Raw genomic sequence first — 18,604 nt, 5'->3', positions numbered from 1 at the left:
TGCCACCCCACCTAATCGGCTGGTCAGCGCACCGCCCGGTGGGTGTGCGCGCCGTACAACACCCCTGGCTGTCCCCATATTCCGGACATGAACGACTCAACCGGGCAAGGCATAGGCGCGGAGGGCCGCCTCCACGGCCTCGTTCTCCCCCGGGAGGGCCCCGCCGCGTCGGGCCGACGCCTGCGCCAGACGCGCGGCCAGGGCGGAATCGGCGAGCAGCCGGCGGACGCCGTCCCGCAGCGCCGCCGCGTCCTCCGCGGGCACCAGCAGGGCCGCGTCGCCGACCATCTCCGGGATCCCGCCGACGGCGGCGGCGATGATGGGACGTCCCGCCCGGAGGGCCTCCTGAACGATCAGCGGCTGCCCCTCCCAGCGACTGGACACGACCAGGGCGTCCGCCGCCTGGAGCAGGTCCGGCACGTCGTCGCGGTGGCCGAGCAGCCGAACGGGGAGCTTCTCCCGGTCGATCCTCGCCCGAAGGTCCTGCTCCAGCGGTCCCCCGCCCGCGATGACGAACAGCGGATCCTCGTCGTACGGCCCCGCCGCCGCGTCCAGCAGCGTCTCCAGCCCCTTCTGCCGGGCCAGCCGGGCGACGGTCAGCAGGATCGGCCGCAGCCCCGCGTCAAGCTCGCCCCTCACCTCCTGCGGCGACCGCGACGCCGGACGCAGGGCGGGGGCCGGCACCACCGCGGGCGCCACGTCGCCCGCGCCCCGATCGCGCATGCGCTCGCCCAGGTCAGCCGAGACCACGAGAACCCGGTCCGCCCGTCGCGCGACGATCCACTCCAGACCCGCGAAGACGCCTCCGATCATCCCGCCCGAGGTCGGCGCGTTGTGCAGCGTGACGACCAGCCGCGTACGGCTAGCCGCCAGCGCGAGCGCCGCCAGCGCCGCGGCCCGCAGGCCGTGCGCGTGGACCACGTCGGCCTTCGCGGCCACCCTCCGCAGCCGGGCGATGGCGCGCACGTCCCTCGCCGGATGCGGACGGTCGCTGACGGGAACCTCGACGAACCGCGCCCCGGCTCCGGCGAACCCGAAGGTCTCCTCGGTGGCGCGTGGCCCTGCCACCACCACCTGGTGCCCCCGCCCGCTCAACCCTTCACACAGCATCCGCACGTGCCGCCCGACGCCGCCCGCGCTCGTACCAAGCCCGAGCACGATCCGCATCGGCCGCCCGCCCGCCGCAACGCCCTCACTCATCGCCCCACCCCACTAACCCGTCCCTCATCGCCGCCCCGAAGCCGAGGCCGGCGCTTCACCGCTTGCCCCCGCCCGCATGGGTCGCGGGCTTGTCCGCGGCGCGCCCGGACGCCGTACGGGACCCGCGGGACAACACGCGGGTGACAGCGGCACGAACATCAGGAAGGTCCACGACCCCGGCGACACCCGCTCCGGCGAGGACCGCCACGCAGGCGGCCAGGGCGGTGACGATCACGCTCCCCCAGACGCCGGTGTCGCCGACGATGGTGACGACCGCCGTACCGGCGAGATACCCGGCGACGCCGCCGAGCACGGCGGCGAGCGCCGCCCGCGTAAGCCCGGCCACCGCCCCGGCGCCCCGAGCACGGATCACCGAGATGAGCAGCAGGACGGCCCCGGCGGTCATTCCGGCCGCGCTGCCCGCGGCGAGGCCGCCGAGCTTCCAGTCCTGCGGAAGGACCACGGCGAGCGCGGCCTGCGCGGCCATCACGACCGCCCAGCCCGCCACCGTCCCGGTCGCGGCGGCCCTGCCCTTGCCACAGGCATACAGCACCCGACTCAAGTGGGCGATCAGGCCGTAACCGATCAATCCCGGTGCGAACAGGGCGATGGACCGGGCGAACCAGGAGGCGGGAACCGCGCCGCGCATACCGTCGATGAAGACGTCCGCCAGCGGCATCGCCACCGCCGCCAGGACTCCCGCCGCCAGCCCGGACACCAGCACCACCGCCCGGGTGGTCTGCGCCGCCAGGATCGCGAACCCGTCCGCTTCGCCCCCCGCCGGGGAATCTGCGCCCTTCGGTTCGCCCACCCGGACGCCGCTCAACGCCCCCGCGTCGCCAGAGGCGGCGGCGTCGCCCGCCGTCTCCCCCGCGGCCTGCGGTTCCGGGCCCTCCGCCTGCGCGGACAAGGCGGGGAAGGCGCTGGTGGCGATGGGGACCGCCAGAACGGCGTACGGGACCTGGTAGATGGCCCACGCGAAGTTGTACGCGGCCAGGGCGCCCCCGCCGACCTCACGGTTGGCCAGGAGGATGACCAAGGCCATCGCCACCTGCTGGGCGACCAGGGCGCTGAGACCGGCCACGGCGAGGCGACGCACGCGGACGGCCACGCCGCCGGGGAAGCGCAACGTGGGACGCAGGGGGAGGCCGAGTCGCCGGACGGGGCCGATGACGGTGGCCACGAGGGCGACGACGCCGAGCGTGGTGCCGACCGACAGCGCCAGTTCGGCCGCGAGGGGCAGCGATCCGGGCTCGATGACGCCCATGCTCAGCGGCGGGAACGCCAGATAGGCGACGATGACGACGAGGCTCGACACCAGCGGGGCCAGGGCGGGAGGGCCGAAACGCCGGTGGGCCTGCAGGACGCCGTACAGCACGACGGCCACGCCGTACAGCGGGATCTGCGGGGCGAAGACCACCAGCATGCGCGCGGCCACCTCGACCATCCCCTGCGTGTCGCAGCCGCTCACATGATCGCCGGTGAACAGTGTGATCACCGGCTCGGCCGCGACGGCCGTGAGCACGCTCAGCGGGACCAGCACCACGAGCACCCAGGTCAGCAACGCCGAGGTGATGCGCCCGACGTCGGCCCGCGCGGCGGCTCGCGCCTCCTCGCCCGCCTCGGCGTCCGCGCCGCGCGCCGCCGCGCCGGCCAGGACGGGCACCACCATGCCCGCCAAGGCCCCGCCGACGACCAGTTCGAAGACGAGGTTGGGCACCTGATTGGCGGTGAAGTAGGCGCTCGACAGACAGTTCGTCCCCACCGTGCGGGCGAGGACGAGTTGCTTGCCGAACCCGGTCACCCGTGCCGCGATCGTGATGACCGCGATCAGAACCGCCGCCCCGGCGATCCCCTGCCCCAGCCTCCTCGCCGCCCGAGGCGTCATGCGGCCGTTCTCGATCAAGGTGGTGCTCAGGGGGTGAGCGCCCCCGCCGTGGACGGGAGCGGTGCGGGTGCGGGCCGGCGGCCCAGCATGTCGATTTTGTTGAGGATCCGGTTGCCCGCGATGACCTTGGTGAAGCTCACCTTCTCCGAGGCGGCGGTGAGCGCGACGACGGTGCCGAGCGCCGTCCAGCGGCCGGTACGGCCAAGCCGTGCCGCGGCGGCCAGGCCCAGCAGCGCCCCGAGGGCGTTGGCGCCCGCGTCACCGAGCATGGCGCGCTCGCCCAGGTCCTCGGGCAGCAGCACGACGGCCGCGCCCAGCGGGATCGCGGTCAGCGCCGCCGCGGACGCCGCGCCCGCGTCGCCGCGCGCCGCCTTCGCCAGCGACGCGGCCAGCAGCGGCGTTCCGGCGAGCAGCCCCACCTTGATGGCGCGCCCGGGACGCAGGTCGAACAGGTTGGCCAGATTGGCGCTGCCGGCGATCAAGGCGCCGTTGACGAGCGTGTCGGCCGGGCCGCGGGAGACCAGGGCGGCCGCGGCGAGACCGGTCGCGCCGATGCCGAGGATCTTCACCGATCCGCTGGTCACCTCGCCCTTGGCCAGAGCGGTCAGGTGTCCTTTGAAGCCCTTGGACGACGTCGTGCCGTACAGATCGTCGTAGGCCCCGAGCGCGCCCCCGCCCAGCCCGGCGAGCGCGGCGGCGGCCTTCTGCCGGAGCGACAGACCGGGCGCGAGGGCGGCCGCGGCGCCCGCCCCGGCGACGAAGGCGGGACCCTCCAGCAGGGTGATGGGCTCGCCGCGGTGGTTGGTCCGCGTCCAGGTCTTCTCGTCGCCGATCGGCGGCCTGCGCCCGAACGCCGAGTACGCCGCGCGGGCCGCGACCGCGCCCAGGGCGGCGCCCGCCACGGCGCCGAGGAACGCGCGGGAGAGTAAACGCGCCACGGAAGGTCCCTTCTCCAGTTCTTCTCACGCTCTTGCGGTTCGGGCCGGCAGGCGGCCCGCGCGGGCGGGTGACCGGACCGGGCCTGCCGGAGACCGGGTCGGGCAACGCACCGCGATGCTCACCCTGCCACCGCGAACGCGACAGCGCGAACGGCGCGGCCGAAACGTTGCACGACCCGCCCCCATCGGCCCCCGGAACCGCCCCGTCAGCCCCCGGAACCGGCCGTCGGCGACGGCGTCGGCGAGGCGGTGGGGAGGAAGGAGCCGGCCGCGGGGCCGAGGCCGTACTGGCCGGATCCGCCGTCGAGCTGCTCGCGCAGCGCGTAGACGAGCACGGCGCGACCGGCGGCCATGTCGAGGGTGTCGAGGGTGGAGACGTTCGTGGCGACCTCTCCGGTGTCGCGGATCGCGGTCAGGACGCCGCCGGAGCCGGCCGCCGCCGTCGTCCCGGCGACCACGGTGCCCTTCCCGGCGGAGTCGAGCGCCGACGCCAACGCCACCATGGCGCCCGTCTCGGTCTCGGCGTTCTGCCCCTCGTAGACGGCCGTCGGGGCGATCACGACGGCCATGCCGGCGCGCTGGGCCGGGTCCTCGTCGATGCTGATCAGCCCGGCGTCCTCGAACGCGCCGAGCACGGCGGAGGAGGAGGCGTCCTTCTTGCCGGATTCGGTCGATGAGCCGGTGACGACGGCGCCCGCCAGCACGGTGGCCGCCTTGTCGTACGGGGTGGCCTGCTCGGGGAAGGTGACCTCGGCGGGCTTGACGGTGGCCGCCAGCTGGTCGATCAGGCCCGACTGGTCGGGGGCGAGGTATTTGTCGGTGAGCGTCACCCGCCCGGTGACCGAGGCCCCGGCGGCGACGAGCGCCTCGGTGACCGGCTCGATCATCTCCGCGTCGGAGCCCGGCGCCTCGACGATCACCACGCGCTCGCCGGTGAGGAGCCCGCGCAGCAGTTGCGGGGCGACGGCGGTGACGAACGCGTCGTACCCCGCCTCCCGCCGTAACAGGCCGGTGTTCTGTTTCCGGAAATCGTCATTGCTCTGCTGCAGTTGCGCGGTCAGTTCCTCGGTCGACCTGATCAGCGGCTCCTGGAGCACCGTGCTGCCGAGCACGATGCCGACGGTGAGCGCGAGAAAGATCGCGACGATGGAGACGAGGTGATATCGGAAATCGATCACGAGAACAGTCCGACCAGCCAGAAGATGAAACCATTCCAGGAGTCACGCAGCCCGTTCAGCCACACCTTGCCGACGGGTGCGGTCCACAGCACGACGGCGATGGTGATCAGGGCGGTCGCGACGAGCAGCAGCAGCGACCCGGTGGAGATGCGGCTGCGGTAGAGCCTGCTGACGCCCTTGGCCTCGATCACCTTGCTGCCGACCCGCAGCCGGGTGAGGAAGGTGCTCGACATGCCCGAGCGGCCCTTGTCGAGGAACTCCTCAAGCGTCCAGTGGGTGCCCACGGTCACGATGAGACTGGCGCCCTTGGCGTCGCACATGAGCAGGGCCACGTCCTCGCTCGTGCCGGCCGCCGGGAACACCACCGCCTCCTGCCCGAGCTGGCGCACCTGCTCCAGCCCCGGGGCTCGGCCGTCGCGGTAGGCGTGCACGATCAGTTCCGCGCCGCAGGTGATCGCCTTCGCGGAGACCGAGTCGAAGTCGCCGATGATGATGTCGGGCTGATAGCCCGACTCCAGCAGCGCGTCGGCGCCGCCGTCCACTCCGACGAGCACGGGCCGATACTCGCGGATGTACGGCCGGAGGGTGGCCAGGTCCTCCTTGTAGTGGTAGCCGCGGACCACGACCAGGACGTGCCTGCCCTCCATGGGGGTGCGGATCTCGGGTACGCCGATGCCGTCGATGAGCAGTTCCCGCTCGCGGCGGATGAACTCCATCGTGTTGGCGGTGAACGCCTCGATCTGCAGTGAGAGCCCGGCGCGCGCCTCGGTCATCGCGGACTCGACGCTCTCCGGGGTGAGCGGCTCGCCCTTGCCGATGATCTCGTCCCCGGCGTACACCTGACCCTCGTGCACGCGCAGCGTGTCGCCGTCGCGCACCCGGTCGAACAGCTCCGGGGTGGCGTTGTCGATCAGCGGGATGCCCGCCTCCAGCAGGATCTTGGGGCCGAGGTTCGGGTACCGGCCGCTGATGCTGGAGGCCACGTTGACCACGGCCGCCGCACCGCATGCCACCAGCGCCTCCGCGCTCACCCGGTCGATGTCGACATGGTCGATGATCGCGATTTCCCCGGCTTTGAGACGCTTGGTCAGTCTCTTGGTCCGTCGATCGATCCTCGCCACTGCCGTCACCCCGGGAAGGTCATCGCCCCTCCAGCGGCGGAGGCCCGGAACCCTAAAGGTCGGCACCTTCATCAAGACCATCCTGCCAGAGCGAACACGCCGTGATACCTCGTCGTACGCGGCGTGTCACGTTTGTCACTGTCAGCGTGCCAGTTCATCACCGTCAACGGGCGATTTCCCCGTACTGCGGCCTTGGGGCCGATGCCTGGCGACTACCCCCGTGATCAACCATCAATCGTGTCCCCGCCCACCAAACCACCACAGTTGCCCATACCGGGCAAGTGCTTTACCGGACCACCCCGGCCAGGTCGCGGAAAAGACTATCTCTCATCCTGTTTCCTGGCCGTAAGGCCACGCGTCTCGGCCCATGTCACCCGCGCGCCGACGCCCGCCGAGTCCCGCCCCCACGTACGGCGCGGCGGCCGGGCCCTGAAGGTGTCACCGCCGAGTCATTTGCGGGTCATTAGCGGTCATTGGCGGGGCATTTGGCGGGTCGTATAGCGGGACCGCCCCGGGCGTGGACGGGCCTCGCCTCGCCGGGAAGAAGGTGCGCGGGCGTCTCACGGCGACGGACGCTATCCCACCGGGGTCCCGGAGGCGGCGGTCTTGTCCGCGGCGGCTATCGCCAGGAGTTCCTCGGCGTGGGCGCGCCCCAGTTCGGAGTCCTCCAGGCCGGCGAGCATCCGGGACAGCTCCCGGGCACGCGCCTCCTTGTCCAGCGCGACCACGCCGCTGCGGACGACGCTGCCGTCACCGGCCTTCTCCACCACCAGGTGCTGGTCGGCGAACGCGGCGACCTGCGGCAGGTGGGTCACGACGATCACCTGGGCGGTGCGCGCCAGGCGGGCCAGGCGCCGCCCGATCTCCACCGCCGCCTTGCCGCCCACCCCGGCGTCCACCTCGTCGAACACGAACGTGGGCACCGGGTCGGCTCCGGCGAACACCACCTCGATCGCCAGCATCACCCTGCTCAGCTCGCCCCCGGAGGCACCCTTGCCCAGCGGCAGCGCCGGGGCGCCGGGGTGGGCGGACAGCCGCAGCTCCACCTCGTCCACCCCGTAGGGGCCGAACTCCTCGCTGCGTGAGATCGCCACCACGACCCGGGCATGCGGCATCGCCAGCGCGGACAGCTCGGCGGTGACGGCCTCGCCGAACCGCTCGGCCGCCGCCTGACGGATGGCGGTGAGCGCGCCCGCCAGCTCGGTGAGCCGATCGGTCAGGTCGTCCTGCTCGCGCAGCAGTACCTCGATGCGCTCGTCGTCGCCCTCCAGGTCGCCGAGGCGGGCCGCCGCGTCCCGCGCCCAGGCGAGCACGGCCGCCACGTCCCCGCCGTACTTGCGGGTGAGCCCGGTGAGCATGGCCCTGCGCTCCTGCACGATGGCGAGCCGCGCCGGGTCGGCGTCGACCGACTCGGAGTAGGCGGCGAGGTCGGTGGCGACATCGGAGATCAGGTAGCCGGCCTCGGCGAGCCGGTCGGCGATGGGTCCCAGCGTCGCGTCGAAGTCGAGCACGCCCTCGATCGCCGAGCGGGCCTGCCCGAGCAGCGTCGCGGCGTCCTGCGCCGCCTGTGCGGTCGCCATCGGGTCGCCGAGCAGGGCCATGTGGGCCGTCTCGGCGGCGTTCCTGAGCGCGTCGGCGTGGGAGAGCCGCTCCTCCTCCTCGCGCAGCGCCACGTCCTCGCCCGGTTTGGGGTCGACCTTTTCGATCTCCTCCAGGCCGAAGCGGAGCATGGCCGCCTCCTGCGACCGCTCCTTCGCCTTGGTGGTGAGCTCGTCGAGCAGCTCCGTGACCTCTTTGTGCCTCTTATACGCCTGGGTGTACGCGGCGAGCGCCTTGGTCAGTTCCTCGCCCGCGTACCTGTCTAGGGCGGCGCGCTGCCTGCCGGGCTGCAGCAGGCGCTGCTGGTCCATCTGGCCGTGCACGGCGACCAGTTCGTCGGCGAGGTAGGTCAGCGTGCCCACCGGGACGGTGCGGCCGCCGAGCCAGGCCCGTGAGCGGCCCTCCGCCGACACCGTGCGCGAGATGATGAGACGGCCGTCCTCGATCTCGCCGCCGGCGTCCTCGACATACCGGGCCGCCCTCCCGCCGGGGGTGACGACGAGCGTGCCCTCGACGACGGCCTTGTCCGCCCCGGGGCGCACCCGCGCGGGGTCGGCGCGACCGCCGAACAGCAGGCCAAGCCCGGTGACCACCATGGTCTTGCCCGCGCCGGTCTCCCCCGTCACGACGGTGAACCCCGGCGACAGCTCCAGGACGGCCTCGTCGATGACACCGAGTCCCTGGATTCGGACCTCCTCGACCCTGGGCCGCACTGGTCCCCTCCCGTTCCGCCACGATCTCAGCTCGTGCGGGATCGATCCTACGCGCTAATCGCCAAGATTTTCGATGACCGCGTGTCGGCCGAGGACACGCGGCGATCTCCGGATCGGGCGGGCGACCGGGGCCTGCGAGCACCCCGGCCGCCGTCCGCCGCGACACTCGTCGCCGAACGTTCCCGGACATCGCACTAGTGGCGCACGCGCCCGCGCCAGCCCTGGACGGGGAGGCCGAATTTGGCGACCAGGCGGTCGGTGAACAGGGCGCCGCTGTGCTCGATACCGTGCAGGCGGGCGAGCCGTACCGTGGTGTTGGAGCGGCAGACCTCGACCCGGACACCCGGCTGCAGGTCGATCCTGCGGCGACCGTCGGCCCACAGGACGCCCGGCGGGCAGCCGGGGAGGACCTCGATCGCGATGATGGATCGCGGCGAGACGACCATCGGGCGGGCGAACAGGGCGTGGGCGCTGATCGGCACCAGCAGCAGCGCCTCCACCTCCGGCCACACCACCGGCCCGCCCGCCGAGAACGCGTAGGCCGTGGAGCCGGTCGGGGTCGCGCAGATCACGCCGTCGCAGCCCCAGCGGGACAGCGGCCGGCCGTCGATCTCGGCGACGACCTCCAGCATGCGCTCGCTCTTCTCCACGGTGACCTCGTTGAGCGCCCAGGTGGAGGCCAGGACGTTGCCGTTGCTGCGCACGGTGACGTCGATGGCCATGCGCTCCTCCACCTGGTAGTCGCCGTTGACGACGGCGTCCACCACCGAGGTGAGGTCCTCCACCTCGGCTTCGGCCAGGAAGCCCACGTGCCCGAGGTTCACACCGAGCACCGGCGTCTTCGAGGGTCGGGCCAGCTCGGCCGCCCGCAGCAGCGTGCCGTCGCCGCCGAGCACGATCAGCATCTCGGCGTCGGCCACCGCCTGCGGGCCGCGCGGCACGATCTCCGCACCGGCGCAGGCGATCTGGTCGGCCTCGTCGCTCAGCACGCGCACGGTCATGCCCGCCTGGACGAACCGTTCGACGACCAGGCGCGCGCTCTCGACAGCAGCCTCGCGTCCCGTGTGCACGTTCAGCAAGACCGACCGTTTGGCATTCATGTTGGCTCCAACCGTTCAGCGGGCTTTCGCCTCCGGGGCGACCCGGTGGCTCCCGAACCGACCAACCACTGCTGAGGCTCTTCCACCATCGCCTATCGCGGCCCTTCCGCGACCGCCCGCTCCACCGCCGCCCGGACGTCGTGGACCGGGTCGGCACCAGGGCCCTTTCCCAGCCAGAGGAGATATTCCACGTTGCCCGAGGGACCGGGCAGCGGACTCGCCGTCACGCCTCGCACGGACAGGCCGATCCCCTCGGCGGCCCCGGCCACGTCGAGCACCGCCTCGGCGCGCAACCGCGGATCGCGGACCACGCCGCCCGGGCCCACACGCCCCTTGCCCACCTCGAATTGGGGTTTGACGAGCAGCACGAAGTCCGCCCGAGGCGCCGCGCACGCGTACAGCGGCGGCAACACCAGCCGCAACGAGATGAACGACAGATCGCCCACCACGAGATCGGGGGGCTCGCCGACGAGCTGCGGAGTCAGATCCCGGACGTTGACCCGCTCCATCACGGTGACGCGTTCGTCCGTCCGCAGCGACCAGGCGAGTTGTCCGTACCCGACGTCCACCGCGACCACGTGCGCGGCCCCGTTCCTGAGCAGGACGTCGGTGAAGCCGCCGGTGGAGGCCCCGGCGTCGAGGCAGCGCCGCCCTCGCACCGTGAGCCCGAGCGGCCCGAACGCCTCCAGCGCCCCGGCGAGCTTGTGGGCGCCCCGCGAGACGTAGTCCGGCCCCTCATCCGCCTCGGCGACCACGATGGCGGCCGCCGGATCGACCTGGGTGGCCGGCTTGGCGGCGGCCCGGCCGCCCACCGTGACCCGTCCGTCCTCGATGAGACGCGCCGCGTGCTCGCGGGAACGCGCGAGCCCTCGCCGAACCAGCTCGCTGTCGAGCCGAATGCGCTTCACGATCTGACGGCTCCACCGGATGACCCGACGAATCCACCGGCCACGCCGACCGCACCGCGGCCGACGATCGTGCCCGCCTCGCCGCCATCGACGACCGATCCTCCCGCGGCACGGACGGCACTCGCCGCGGCGGCCTCGGCCCGGCCCTCCCCGGCCACCGTGGCCAGCGTGGACTCCAGGCCGCTGAACACCTGCTCGAACACGGCGACGTGCTCGCGAACCGGCAAGGCCGCCAGTCGGTCCAGCGGTGCGAGACACGAGCGCACTCGTGCCTCCTCGCCGTCCCCCGGTCCGTCGCCCAGCCTGTCGCCCAGCCCGTCACCCAGCCCGTCGCCCGGGTCCCCGACGGAGCCGACGCCGCGCATGCCGCCTCCGGCATCGCCCGACTCGATCCCAACGGCCGGCTCGATCCCAACGGCCGGCTCGATCCCAACGGCCGGCTCGATCCCAACGGCCGGGGCCAGCGGGAACGCGGAGGCGTGCGATCGCTCCGCGCCATCGCCGCCGCTCTCGATCATGCTTCTCCTCACCCTCGCCGTCGTTCCGATCCGCGCGTTCGCGGCGGACCTCGGCGACACGTCCATCGTGCCTGCCCCGACCCTAGCCGTCCCCAGGTCCGCCGGGCGCCGCCGATCGCCATCCTGTGGATAACGTGGCGCGGTGACCGGGGGCATCGTGATCGAGCCCGCGAAGGCCGCATATGCGAACCGACGCGGCGGGCGCGCCGAAGGCGCCGGTTCCACACCTCTCCCGCGCCCCCCTCCACGCGTCCGTTCCGCATCTCCCGATCTCTTCGCGAATACGAGCGCAGCGATCATCTGGTTCAGGCGCCTGCCCCTGCTCCCCGCGACCTCCATCCCACTCGTCGCCCACGTCACTCGACCCGCTATGAAAAGAGTGCCGGGACCGAAAAACCCCGGTGCACGGCCGTCGCCAACACGTGATCCTGGGGCGGGTGTCAGGTTCGCCGACGCGGATAGTTGAAAACTGTGATCCACGTCGAGATGCTGATGTTCGAATGTCCGCCCATCAGGTCGCGCGCGACATCACCGGGAACCGCTACGGTCCGTAGGTAGATACGGTTTCGACCGGTCACAGGAAGAGGGGTACCACTGATGGCGAGCGTCGAGGACTGCCGGGCGGCGCTGGACAAGCTCGTCGAGCAGTTCGACGAGGTGGACGAGGAGACCCGTTCCAAACATGTCGTAGAACGCACCCTAAGCTGCCGTCTATCGGATCTCGACGTCACCTTCTACGGCCGGATCCACCACGACGGCCTCGGCCCCTTCACCGAAACGCCGTTCCCGGACGGCCGCCAAGCCGAGATCCGACTCACGATCACCAGCGATGATCTCATCCGGCTGATCAACGGGGAACTCGACATGGCCCGCGCCCTACTCGGCGGCCGTGTGAAGATCGACGCCAGCCTCGGCGACCTTCTCCGCCTACGCCGACTCCTCTGATCCCAACCGTCCCGCCCCCACCCCGGCTCGCCAGACGCCGCCCGGGCACCGGCGAACGGGACCGGCACCGAGGGCCGGTGGAGGCGCCCAACGGCACCTCGGTCAAACCGGCCACCCACCGGGCTGAGCATCCCCTCCCGGAGGGCCCGCTCCGGTGAGGCACGCACACCGGAGCAGGAGACGCCAGCGGCGGCAAGATCGGCGCGGCGATCGCCGGGCCCGCCCGCGGGGCTGAGCACCCCCTCCCGGAGGGCCCGCTCCGGTGAGGCACGCACACCGGAGCAGGAGACGCCAGCGGCGGCAAGATCGGCGCGGCGATCGCCGCCGCGACGGCGTTTCCAAGGGCCGACTCCGCACTGCCCGGCAGTGTGCGGGGCGGCAGCGTGGCGGGGCGCGGATGTGGGTGCGGCGCCATGCGGGGGACGATGTGGGGTGCCCCCATCCGTCGCCGTCCGCCGGAGGACGCCGATCGGAGACGCCGATCGGAATGCTCATGCGTCACAGGCCCAGGATCGCCAAGGCGGCCTTGACCTCGTCGTCTTCGGCGTGTCCGTCTCCGACGGCCGCCCAGGTCGCCGCGCAGGCGGCGCGGAGGCCGTCCACCGGGTCGGCGGCCGGGTCGCGGACCGGGTTGGGGCGGTCGAGGCTCAAGCGTCCGTCGTTCCACCGGGCGGTCCAGCCCCCGCATGTCCACCCTGTGGTCCCGGGGGCGACCACGGGGCGGGGTCGATGCAGAGCCTCCAGATCGGCGGCGAGGTGGGTTGGACGGTGAGGCGGGATGGCGGTGAGCACGTCGAGAGGGGTGGTCACGCCGGTGAGCACGAGCAGGCTGTCGGCACCGGCCCGGTTGGCGCCGGCGATGTCGGTGTCGAGCCGGTCCCCGACGATCAACGGACGCCGCGCGCCGGTGCGCAGGATCGATTCGCGGTGCAGCGGAGGCTCCGGCTTTCCCGCCACGACGGGTTCCACGCCTGCGGCGGTCGCGATGACCCGGCTCATGGACCCGTTCCCCGGCAGTTCGCCCCGCCCCGTCGGCATGGTGGTGTCGCCGTTGGCCGCCACGAACCAGGCTCCCCGCCGTACGGCGAGCACCCCCTCCGACAGCAGGCCGTAGGAGAGGTCGGGGGCGATGCCCTGGACCACCGCCACCGGGGCGTCGGCGGCGGTGGAGACCGGACGCAGGCCATGTGCCCGGAGCGCCTGACGCAGTCCCATCCCGCCCACCACCAGCACCGGCGACCCCGGCGGCACCCGTTCGGCGATGAGGCGGGCGGCGGCCTGGGCCGAGGTGACGACGTCCTCCGGCGCGGCAGGCACGTCGAGGGAGGCCAGGTGCTCGGCGATCGCCCCCGGTGTACGTGAGGCGTTGTTGGTGACGTAGGCCAGGCGCACGCCCAGCTCCGCCGCCTTCGTCAAGGACTCCGGCGCCTTCGCCACGGCCCGCCGCCCCAGGTACACGACCCCGTCAAGATCCAGCAGTAACGCGTCGTAGAAGTCGACCAGGGCCTTATCGGCGGCGCCCGGAGGGAAACCAGGAGACAAATCGGTCACGGGGGACAGGGTAGAGGCGGATGGGCGGGCAGGGGGCGGGAGGTTCGGGTCATGGGTCACGCGCGCCTTGCCTCTAGGGTGGCGCGGACCTGTTTCAGGGCCGAGGCGTAGTGCCGTATGTCGGGGCGCATGGCGACGGCGATCGCCAGCGGCTCCTGCGCGCCCTCCATGTCGCCGGTACGCCAAAGGGAGAGCCCAAGGCCGAAGTAGGCATAGTCCTCAGTGGGGTTGGCAGACACGATCCAGCGGAAGCTGTCCACGGCGTCGGCGTACCGCCGCGAGTTGAACTGGGCGCGCGCCAGCGCCTCGCGGATGCTGCGCGACTCCGGCTCGGCGTCGGCCGCCCGCTCCAGCAGGGCCGCCGCCGCCGCGGGACTGCCCTCTTCCAGAAGCTTCACGCCACGCTGAAACCAGTCGTAGACGTCGCCGCCGGGCGCCCCAGAGCCGTGACCGGGGGAATCAGACGCGTTGTTTCGTCCTTGCATCATTACGTGAGGCCTCCTTCAGACGGTAGATCTTCCCGATTCCCTGACAAACCGGGCACCGCTACATCGTCGGGGCAGTCCCAGAATGATCCAGGCCTTTATGGGAGCATGCCCGTTATGCGGAGTACCGAACTGCCGTTACCGGACGGACTGCTGCTACGTCCGTTGCGGGGAGTGCGTTACGCGGTGGACGACCTGGCGGCGGCCACCACTCCTCCGTATGACCTGATCTCACCGCATGAGGTGCGGAACCTTCTCGACGTCCATCCCAACAACGTGGTGCGCCTGATCCTTCCTGGCTTCGACCGGCACCGCTACGGCGAGGCCCGGGACACGCTGCGCGCGTGGCTGGCCGAGGGGGTGCTGGTCGTCGACGACCTGCCTGCGCTGTACGTCTACGAGCAGAGCGGGCCCGGCTTCCTGCAGCGCGGTCTGATCGGCAACGTCGGGTTGTCCGACCCCGAAGAGAAGATCATTTTGCCCCATGAGGAGACCGTGCCCGGCCTCGTCGCCGACCGCCTCGGGCTGATGCGCACCACCGAGGCGAACCTTGAGCCGATCTTTCTGCTGTACGAAGGCGGCGGGACGACCTCCCGTCTCGTCGACGACGTGGCGACCACGCGTATGCCGCTGATCGACGTGCGCACCTCCGACGGCGCCCGCCATCGCCTGTGGGCCGTCACGGACCCGGACGAGATCGAGGCGGCGGCGGCCGACATGCGCGAACGGCAGGCGCTGATCGCCGACGGTCACCACCGCTACGCGACCTACCGGCTCCTTCAGCAGGAACGGCACGCCGCCGGCGCGTCGAACGGGCCCTGGGACTTCGGGCTCGCCCTGCTCGTCGACTCCACCGCCTACCCGCCGGAGGTCAAGGCCATCCACCGGGTCGTGCCCGGCCTCCCGCTGCCGGAGGCCGTCAACCGGGCCAAGGGCGCCTGCCGCGTCCAGGAGTTCACCGAGCTCGAGGACGCCCTCGCGGGGCTCGCCACCGCGCCCGGGCCGGCGTTCGTGCTCGCCGGCGAGGGACACGCGCACCTGCTCACCGACCCCGACCCCGTCCAGGTCGAGCGCGCGATGCCCCCCGGGCGCTCCCCGCGCTGGAGGTCCCTGGGCACCTCGGTGCTCACCGAGTTCCTGCTGCCGAAGGTCTGGGGCGTGACGGACGACGAGCGGTCGGTGCTGATCGTGCACCACGACGCCGCGGAGGCCGTGCGCCTGGCCCGCGACACCTCCGGCACCGCCATCCTGCTCAGGCCGCTGCCCGCGGAGGACGTCCTGGCCGTCGCCGCGCAGGGCGAGAAAGTACCCCGCAAATCCACCTCCTTCGGGCCAAAGCCACGCACAGGTCTCGTCCTGCGCACGTTCTTCACCGACTGAGGAACTCCTGACCACTGACCGCCCCTTTCTCCGGCCCGCACGGTCTCTCCCGCCGCGCTGTCGGGACAGTCTGCGTCTGTAGGCTGGTGGCGCAAAGATCTGAACGTCATTCTGTGGATGACGGTTCTCACCCAGGGGTGCGCTGTGGACAACGTCACACCGCTCGGCGGCGACGTCTACGAGATCGACACGCGAATGGCCGGGTTCTCCGGCATCACCGCCGGATACCTGATCCTCGGAGAGCGACCATGCCTGGTCGAGACCGGAACCTCAACCTCCGCGCCGGTCGTCATCGACGCGCTCGCGTCGCTCGGCGTCGGCCCCGAGGACCTGGCCACCATCGTGGTGACCCACATCCACCTCGACCACGCCGGCGGAGTGGGCGACCTCGCCGCCCACTATCCCTCCGCCGAGATCGTCGTACACGAGAAGGGCGCACGGCACCTCGCCGACCCCAGCCGCCTGATGGCCAGCGCCCGCATGGTCTGGGGCGACAAGCTCGACGTGCTGTTCGGCACGCTCGCCCCGACCGACGCCGCCCGCATCCGATCGCTCGGCGACACCGGCTCGGTGGACCTCGGCGGCGGCAGGCGGCTCGACAGCCACTACTCCCCCGGTCACGCGAAGCATCACGTGGGCCTGCTGGACTCCGGCACCGGAGACCTGTACGTCGGCGACGCCGCCGGGGTCTACCTGCCCGAGACCGGGGACCTGCGCCCCGCCACGCCCCCGCCGGACTTCGACCTGCGAACCGCGCTCGACTCGATCGCGCTGTTCGAGGCGCTGGGCCCGCAGCGCCTGCTGTTCAGCCACTACGGACCGGTCGGCGACGTGAAGGAGACGCTGGGGAGATCCGCCGAGGAGCTACGCGTCTGGGTGGACCTCACCAGACAGGCCCACTCCGAGGGGCTCGACCTCGACCACGCGGTGGCGATGGTGAGCGCCCGCACCCGGGAACGCTACGCGGCGCTCGACGACGCCGCCGACGCCGACACCGCCGAACGCTTCGAACTGCTCAGCGGAGCCCCGTCGAACGTCGCCGGCATCCTCCACTGGCTCAACAAGATCAGCCCTTCGACCGGCGATTGAGCCCGCCCGGCGGCCTTCGAGCGTGGTGAGCGGCAGGCGCAGCCTCCCGAAGGGGCGGCGCCTGCCGCTCACCACCACGACCAGGGGAACTCACCCCTCGCGCTTCGCCACCGCCGCAGAGTCGCGCGTGTCATCGTCACCGAAGTCCGGTTCGATGAACGCGGGGCCCAGCCCGATGCCGCCTGCGGCATTGGATGCCGCGTCCGCGCCGGACCCGGCCGGTGCAGCCGATACGCCCCGCCCAGCCTCATCCTGGCCGGTCGCCGGACTCACCGCTTCCCCGTCCCCCGCGTCGTCCGAGGCATCCACGTCGTCCACCACGTCGTCCACGTCATCCGCGTCGTCGTGGGCGTCATCGGCGTCGCCGGTCTCGGCACTGTCATCGGCGTCGTCGTCCAGCTTCGCCCGTACCTCCTCATCGAGATCGAGGTCGGCGGAGACGTCGGCCGGAGCCGACTCGGCGGCATCGGCGGCGGCCTCGGGCGCTGCGGCTTCGTCGTCGGAGCCGACGCCCGACGCGTCCTCGGCCCCTCCACCGTCGGCCGCGGACACATTGTCCGCCCGCTCGTCGCCGGATCCGCCACGCGCGTCGGAAACCGACGCTACGTCCGCGTCCCGTTCAGAGTCGTCCTCCGCCGTCTCCTCCGGCACGTCCTCCTCATCGAGCGCATCGTCCCGCGCCTCGTCGGTCTCCTCGAAGCCGGATTCGTCGCGGTCCTCGACGTCACCGTCGAACTGCTCGACATCCTCCTCAATATCCTGGATGTCCTCGATGTCCATGCCGGTGAGCTGGGCATACCGCTCCGCCGCGTCCGTCTCGCCGTCCTCGTCGAACGCCATCGCACGCGAGAACCAATCCGCCGCCGCCTCGTCGTGCCCGGCATCGGCGAGGGCGTCCGCGTAGGCGAAGGCCAGCCTCGCCGACCACGGACGCGGACGGCTGTCCCGCAGCTCCGGCAGACGCTGCAGGGTGACGATCGCCGCGTCCTTCTGCCCGAGGTCCCTGCGCGCCCCCGACTCTACGATCGCGAGCTCGATCTGTACGGCCCGCCCGGCCCGTTCGGCCTCCGGGGAACGCACCAGATCGAGTGCCCGTTCCGGACGCCCCAGCCCTCGCTCGCAGTCCGCCAGCATGGGGAGCAGGTCGTCCGCCCCCAGCAGCCGCCGCGCCGCGCGCAGATCGTTGAGCGCCTCGGCGAAGTGCCCGGCTCGATAGGCGGCGATCCCCGCGGCCTCCCGGACAACCCCCACCCTGCTGCCGAAGCGACGCGCCACCTTCGCGTGCTCGTACGCACGGTCCGGATCGTCCTCGCTCAACGCCCGCTCGGCCGCGACGAGGTGCACGGCGATCAGGTCGGCGAGATCCCTCGGCATCGACAGGAGGTTTTCCCGGGTCTCCTTGTCGAGCTCGTCGGGCGTGACGTCCGGGGGAACCGGCGGCAGCTGCTCCCGGGGGGACGGCGCAGCGGAGTCCTCACGCTCACCACGACCGAACCGCGCACGGAGGCCACGCGCCTCCTCCCGCTCCTGGAAGCCCTCCCGGCTGAAGGGCCGACCACGCTCTCGGGGACCACGGTCCTCCGAGCGGAACCCGCGATCGTCCCGGCCAGGCCCGAACTCCCGGCGACCGCCCTCACGATCCCCGAACGACCGCTGCGGACGATCACCACGATCACGCCAGGGACGATCCCCGCCCCCAGGACCACGCCCGGCAGCCCGATCCCGGTACCCGAAACCGCCCTGCCGATCACCCGACCCCGGACGACCACGATCATCACGCCGGTCATCCCGCCCCCGGAACCCCTCACGGTCCCGGAAACCACGGTCCTCCGAGCGGAACCCGCGATCGTCCCGACCACGCCCGAACTCACGGCGACCGCCCTCACGATCCCCAAACGACCGCTGCGGACGATCACCACGATCACGCCAGGGACGATCCCCGCCCCCAGGACCACGCCCGGCAGCCCGATCCCGGTACCCGAAACCGCCCT

15 protein-coding genes and 1 pseudogene are annotated in these 18,604 nt (G+C 72.2%); 4 read left to right on the top strand and 12 right to left on the bottom strand.

Annotation, left to right across the window (positions count from 1 at the left end):
* Window positions 1-96: 96 nt before the first annotated feature.
* From AB0K60_RS16950 to AB0K60_RS16910, 9 genes are all read right to left on the bottom strand, one after another.
* Window positions 97-1,200, bottom strand: coding sequence for a glycosyltransferase family 4 protein (locus tag AB0K60_RS16950; RefSeq protein WP_364054926.1), 1,104 nt, complete (start codon window positions 1,198-1,200; stop codon window positions 97-99).
* A gap of 55 nt (window positions 1,201-1,255) precedes the next feature.
* Window positions 1,256-3,088 (bottom strand): lipid II flippase MurJ, encoded by a 1,833-nt coding sequence (locus AB0K60_RS16945; RefSeq protein WP_364054923.1) that lies wholly within the window; start codon window positions 3,086-3,088, stop codon window positions 1,256-1,258.
* A 26-nt stretch (window positions 3,089-3,114) separates the two neighbouring features.
* On the bottom strand, window positions 3,115-4,026 hold the full coding sequence (locus AB0K60_RS16940) for a hypothetical protein (RefSeq protein WP_364054920.1): 912 nt from the start codon (window positions 4,024-4,026) through the stop codon (window positions 3,115-3,117).
* Between the two features lie 206 nt (window positions 4,027-4,232).
* Window positions 4,233-5,204, bottom strand: coding sequence for a copper transporter (locus AB0K60_RS16935; protein WP_364054917.1), 972 nt, complete (start codon window positions 5,202-5,204; stop codon window positions 4,233-4,235).
* On the bottom strand, window positions 5,201-6,397 hold the full coding sequence (gene steA / locus AB0K60_RS16930) for a putative cytokinetic ring protein SteA (RefSeq protein WP_364054914.1): 1,197 nt from the start codon (window positions 6,395-6,397) through the stop codon (window positions 5,201-5,203). Before steA ends, AB0K60_RS16935 begins: the two co-directional genes overlap by 4 nt.
* A 503-nt stretch (window positions 6,398-6,900) precedes the next feature.
* A complete protein-coding gene (gene recN, locus AB0K60_RS16925; protein WP_364054911.1) occupies window positions 6,901-8,637 on the bottom strand; it encodes a DNA repair protein RecN in 1,737 nt (578 codons plus the stop codon).
* 194 nt (window positions 8,638-8,831) lie between these two features.
* Window positions 8,832-9,737 carry an NAD kinase gene (locus AB0K60_RS16920; RefSeq protein ID WP_364054908.1) on the bottom strand — a complete coding sequence of 302 codons (906 nt, stop codon included), beginning with the start codon at window positions 9,735-9,737 and terminating at the stop codon, window positions 8,832-8,834.
* A gap of 92 nt (window positions 9,738-9,829) precedes the next feature.
* Window positions 9,830-10,648, bottom strand: coding sequence for a TlyA family RNA methyltransferase (locus tag AB0K60_RS16915; protein ID WP_364055824.1), 819 nt, complete (start codon window positions 10,646-10,648; stop codon window positions 9,830-9,832).
* The gene (locus AB0K60_RS16910) at window positions 10,642-11,163 is read right to left on the bottom strand and encodes a hypothetical protein (protein WP_364055889.1); all 522 of its coding nucleotides are present in this window, start codon (window positions 11,161-11,163) and stop codon (window positions 10,642-10,644) included. The genes AB0K60_RS16915 and AB0K60_RS16910 overlap by 7 nt, the downstream gene beginning before the upstream one ends.
* 597 nt (window positions 11,164-11,760) lie before the next feature.
* Here AB0K60_RS16910 and AB0K60_RS16905 point away from each other — a divergent pair.
* The gene (locus tag AB0K60_RS16905) at window positions 11,761-12,108 is read left to right on the top strand and encodes an SCP2 sterol-binding domain-containing protein (protein ID WP_364054905.1); all 348 of its coding nucleotides are present in this window, start codon (window positions 11,761-11,763) and stop codon (window positions 12,106-12,108) included.
* 498 nt (window positions 12,109-12,606) lie between these two features.
* Here AB0K60_RS16905 and AB0K60_RS16900 read toward each other — a convergent pair whose 3' ends face one another.
* Both AB0K60_RS16900 and AB0K60_RS16895 read right to left on the bottom strand, forming a co-directional pair.
* Window positions 12,607-13,659, bottom strand: a complete 1,053-nt coding sequence (locus AB0K60_RS16900; protein WP_364054902.1) for an HAD-IIA family hydrolase — start codon at window positions 13,657-13,659, stop codon at window positions 12,607-12,609.
* 56 nt (window positions 13,660-13,715) lie between these two features.
* On the bottom strand, window positions 13,716-14,057 hold the full coding sequence (locus AB0K60_RS16895) for a tetratricopeptide repeat protein (RefSeq protein WP_364054899.1): 342 nt from the start codon (window positions 14,055-14,057) through the stop codon (window positions 13,716-13,718).
* Between the two features lie 204 nt (window positions 14,058-14,261).
* On the opposite strand from AB0K60_RS16895, the gene AB0K60_RS16890 reads away from it, so the two are divergent.
* The gene (locus tag AB0K60_RS16890; RefSeq protein ID WP_364054896.1) at window positions 14,262-15,524 is read left to right on the top strand and encodes a DUF1015 domain-containing protein; all 1,263 of its coding nucleotides are present in this window, start codon (window positions 14,262-14,264) and stop codon (window positions 15,522-15,524) included.
* A 117-nt stretch (window positions 15,525-15,641) separates the two neighbouring features.
* Window positions 15,642-16,613, top strand: coding sequence for an MBL fold metallo-hydrolase (locus AB0K60_RS16885; RefSeq protein WP_364054893.1), 972 nt, complete (start codon window positions 15,642-15,644; stop codon window positions 16,611-16,613).
* A gap of 90 nt (window positions 16,614-16,703) precedes the next feature.
* On the opposite strand, the gene AB0K60_RS16880 is transcribed toward AB0K60_RS16885, so the two are convergent.
* The gene (locus AB0K60_RS16880) at window positions 16,704-17,987 is read right to left on the bottom strand and encodes a hypothetical protein (protein WP_364054890.1); all 1,284 of its coding nucleotides are present in this window, start codon (window positions 17,985-17,987) and stop codon (window positions 16,704-16,706) included.
* Between AB0K60_RS16880 and AB0K60_RS16875 the strand changes: the two are divergent.
* Window positions 17,952-18,604, top strand: a pseudogene (locus AB0K60_RS16875) (hypothetical protein); the annotation flags it as partial. The gene AB0K60_RS16880 and the pseudogene AB0K60_RS16875 overlap by 36 nt on opposite strands.

Source organism: Thermopolyspora sp. NPDC052614, from assembly GCF_040678635.1.
Classification (GTDB): Bacteria; Actinomycetota; Actinomycetes; order Streptosporangiales; family Streptosporangiaceae; genus Thermopolyspora.
Note: the sequence above shows the minus strand (reverse complement) of the source record. Positions and strands in the feature narration are given on the sequence as shown.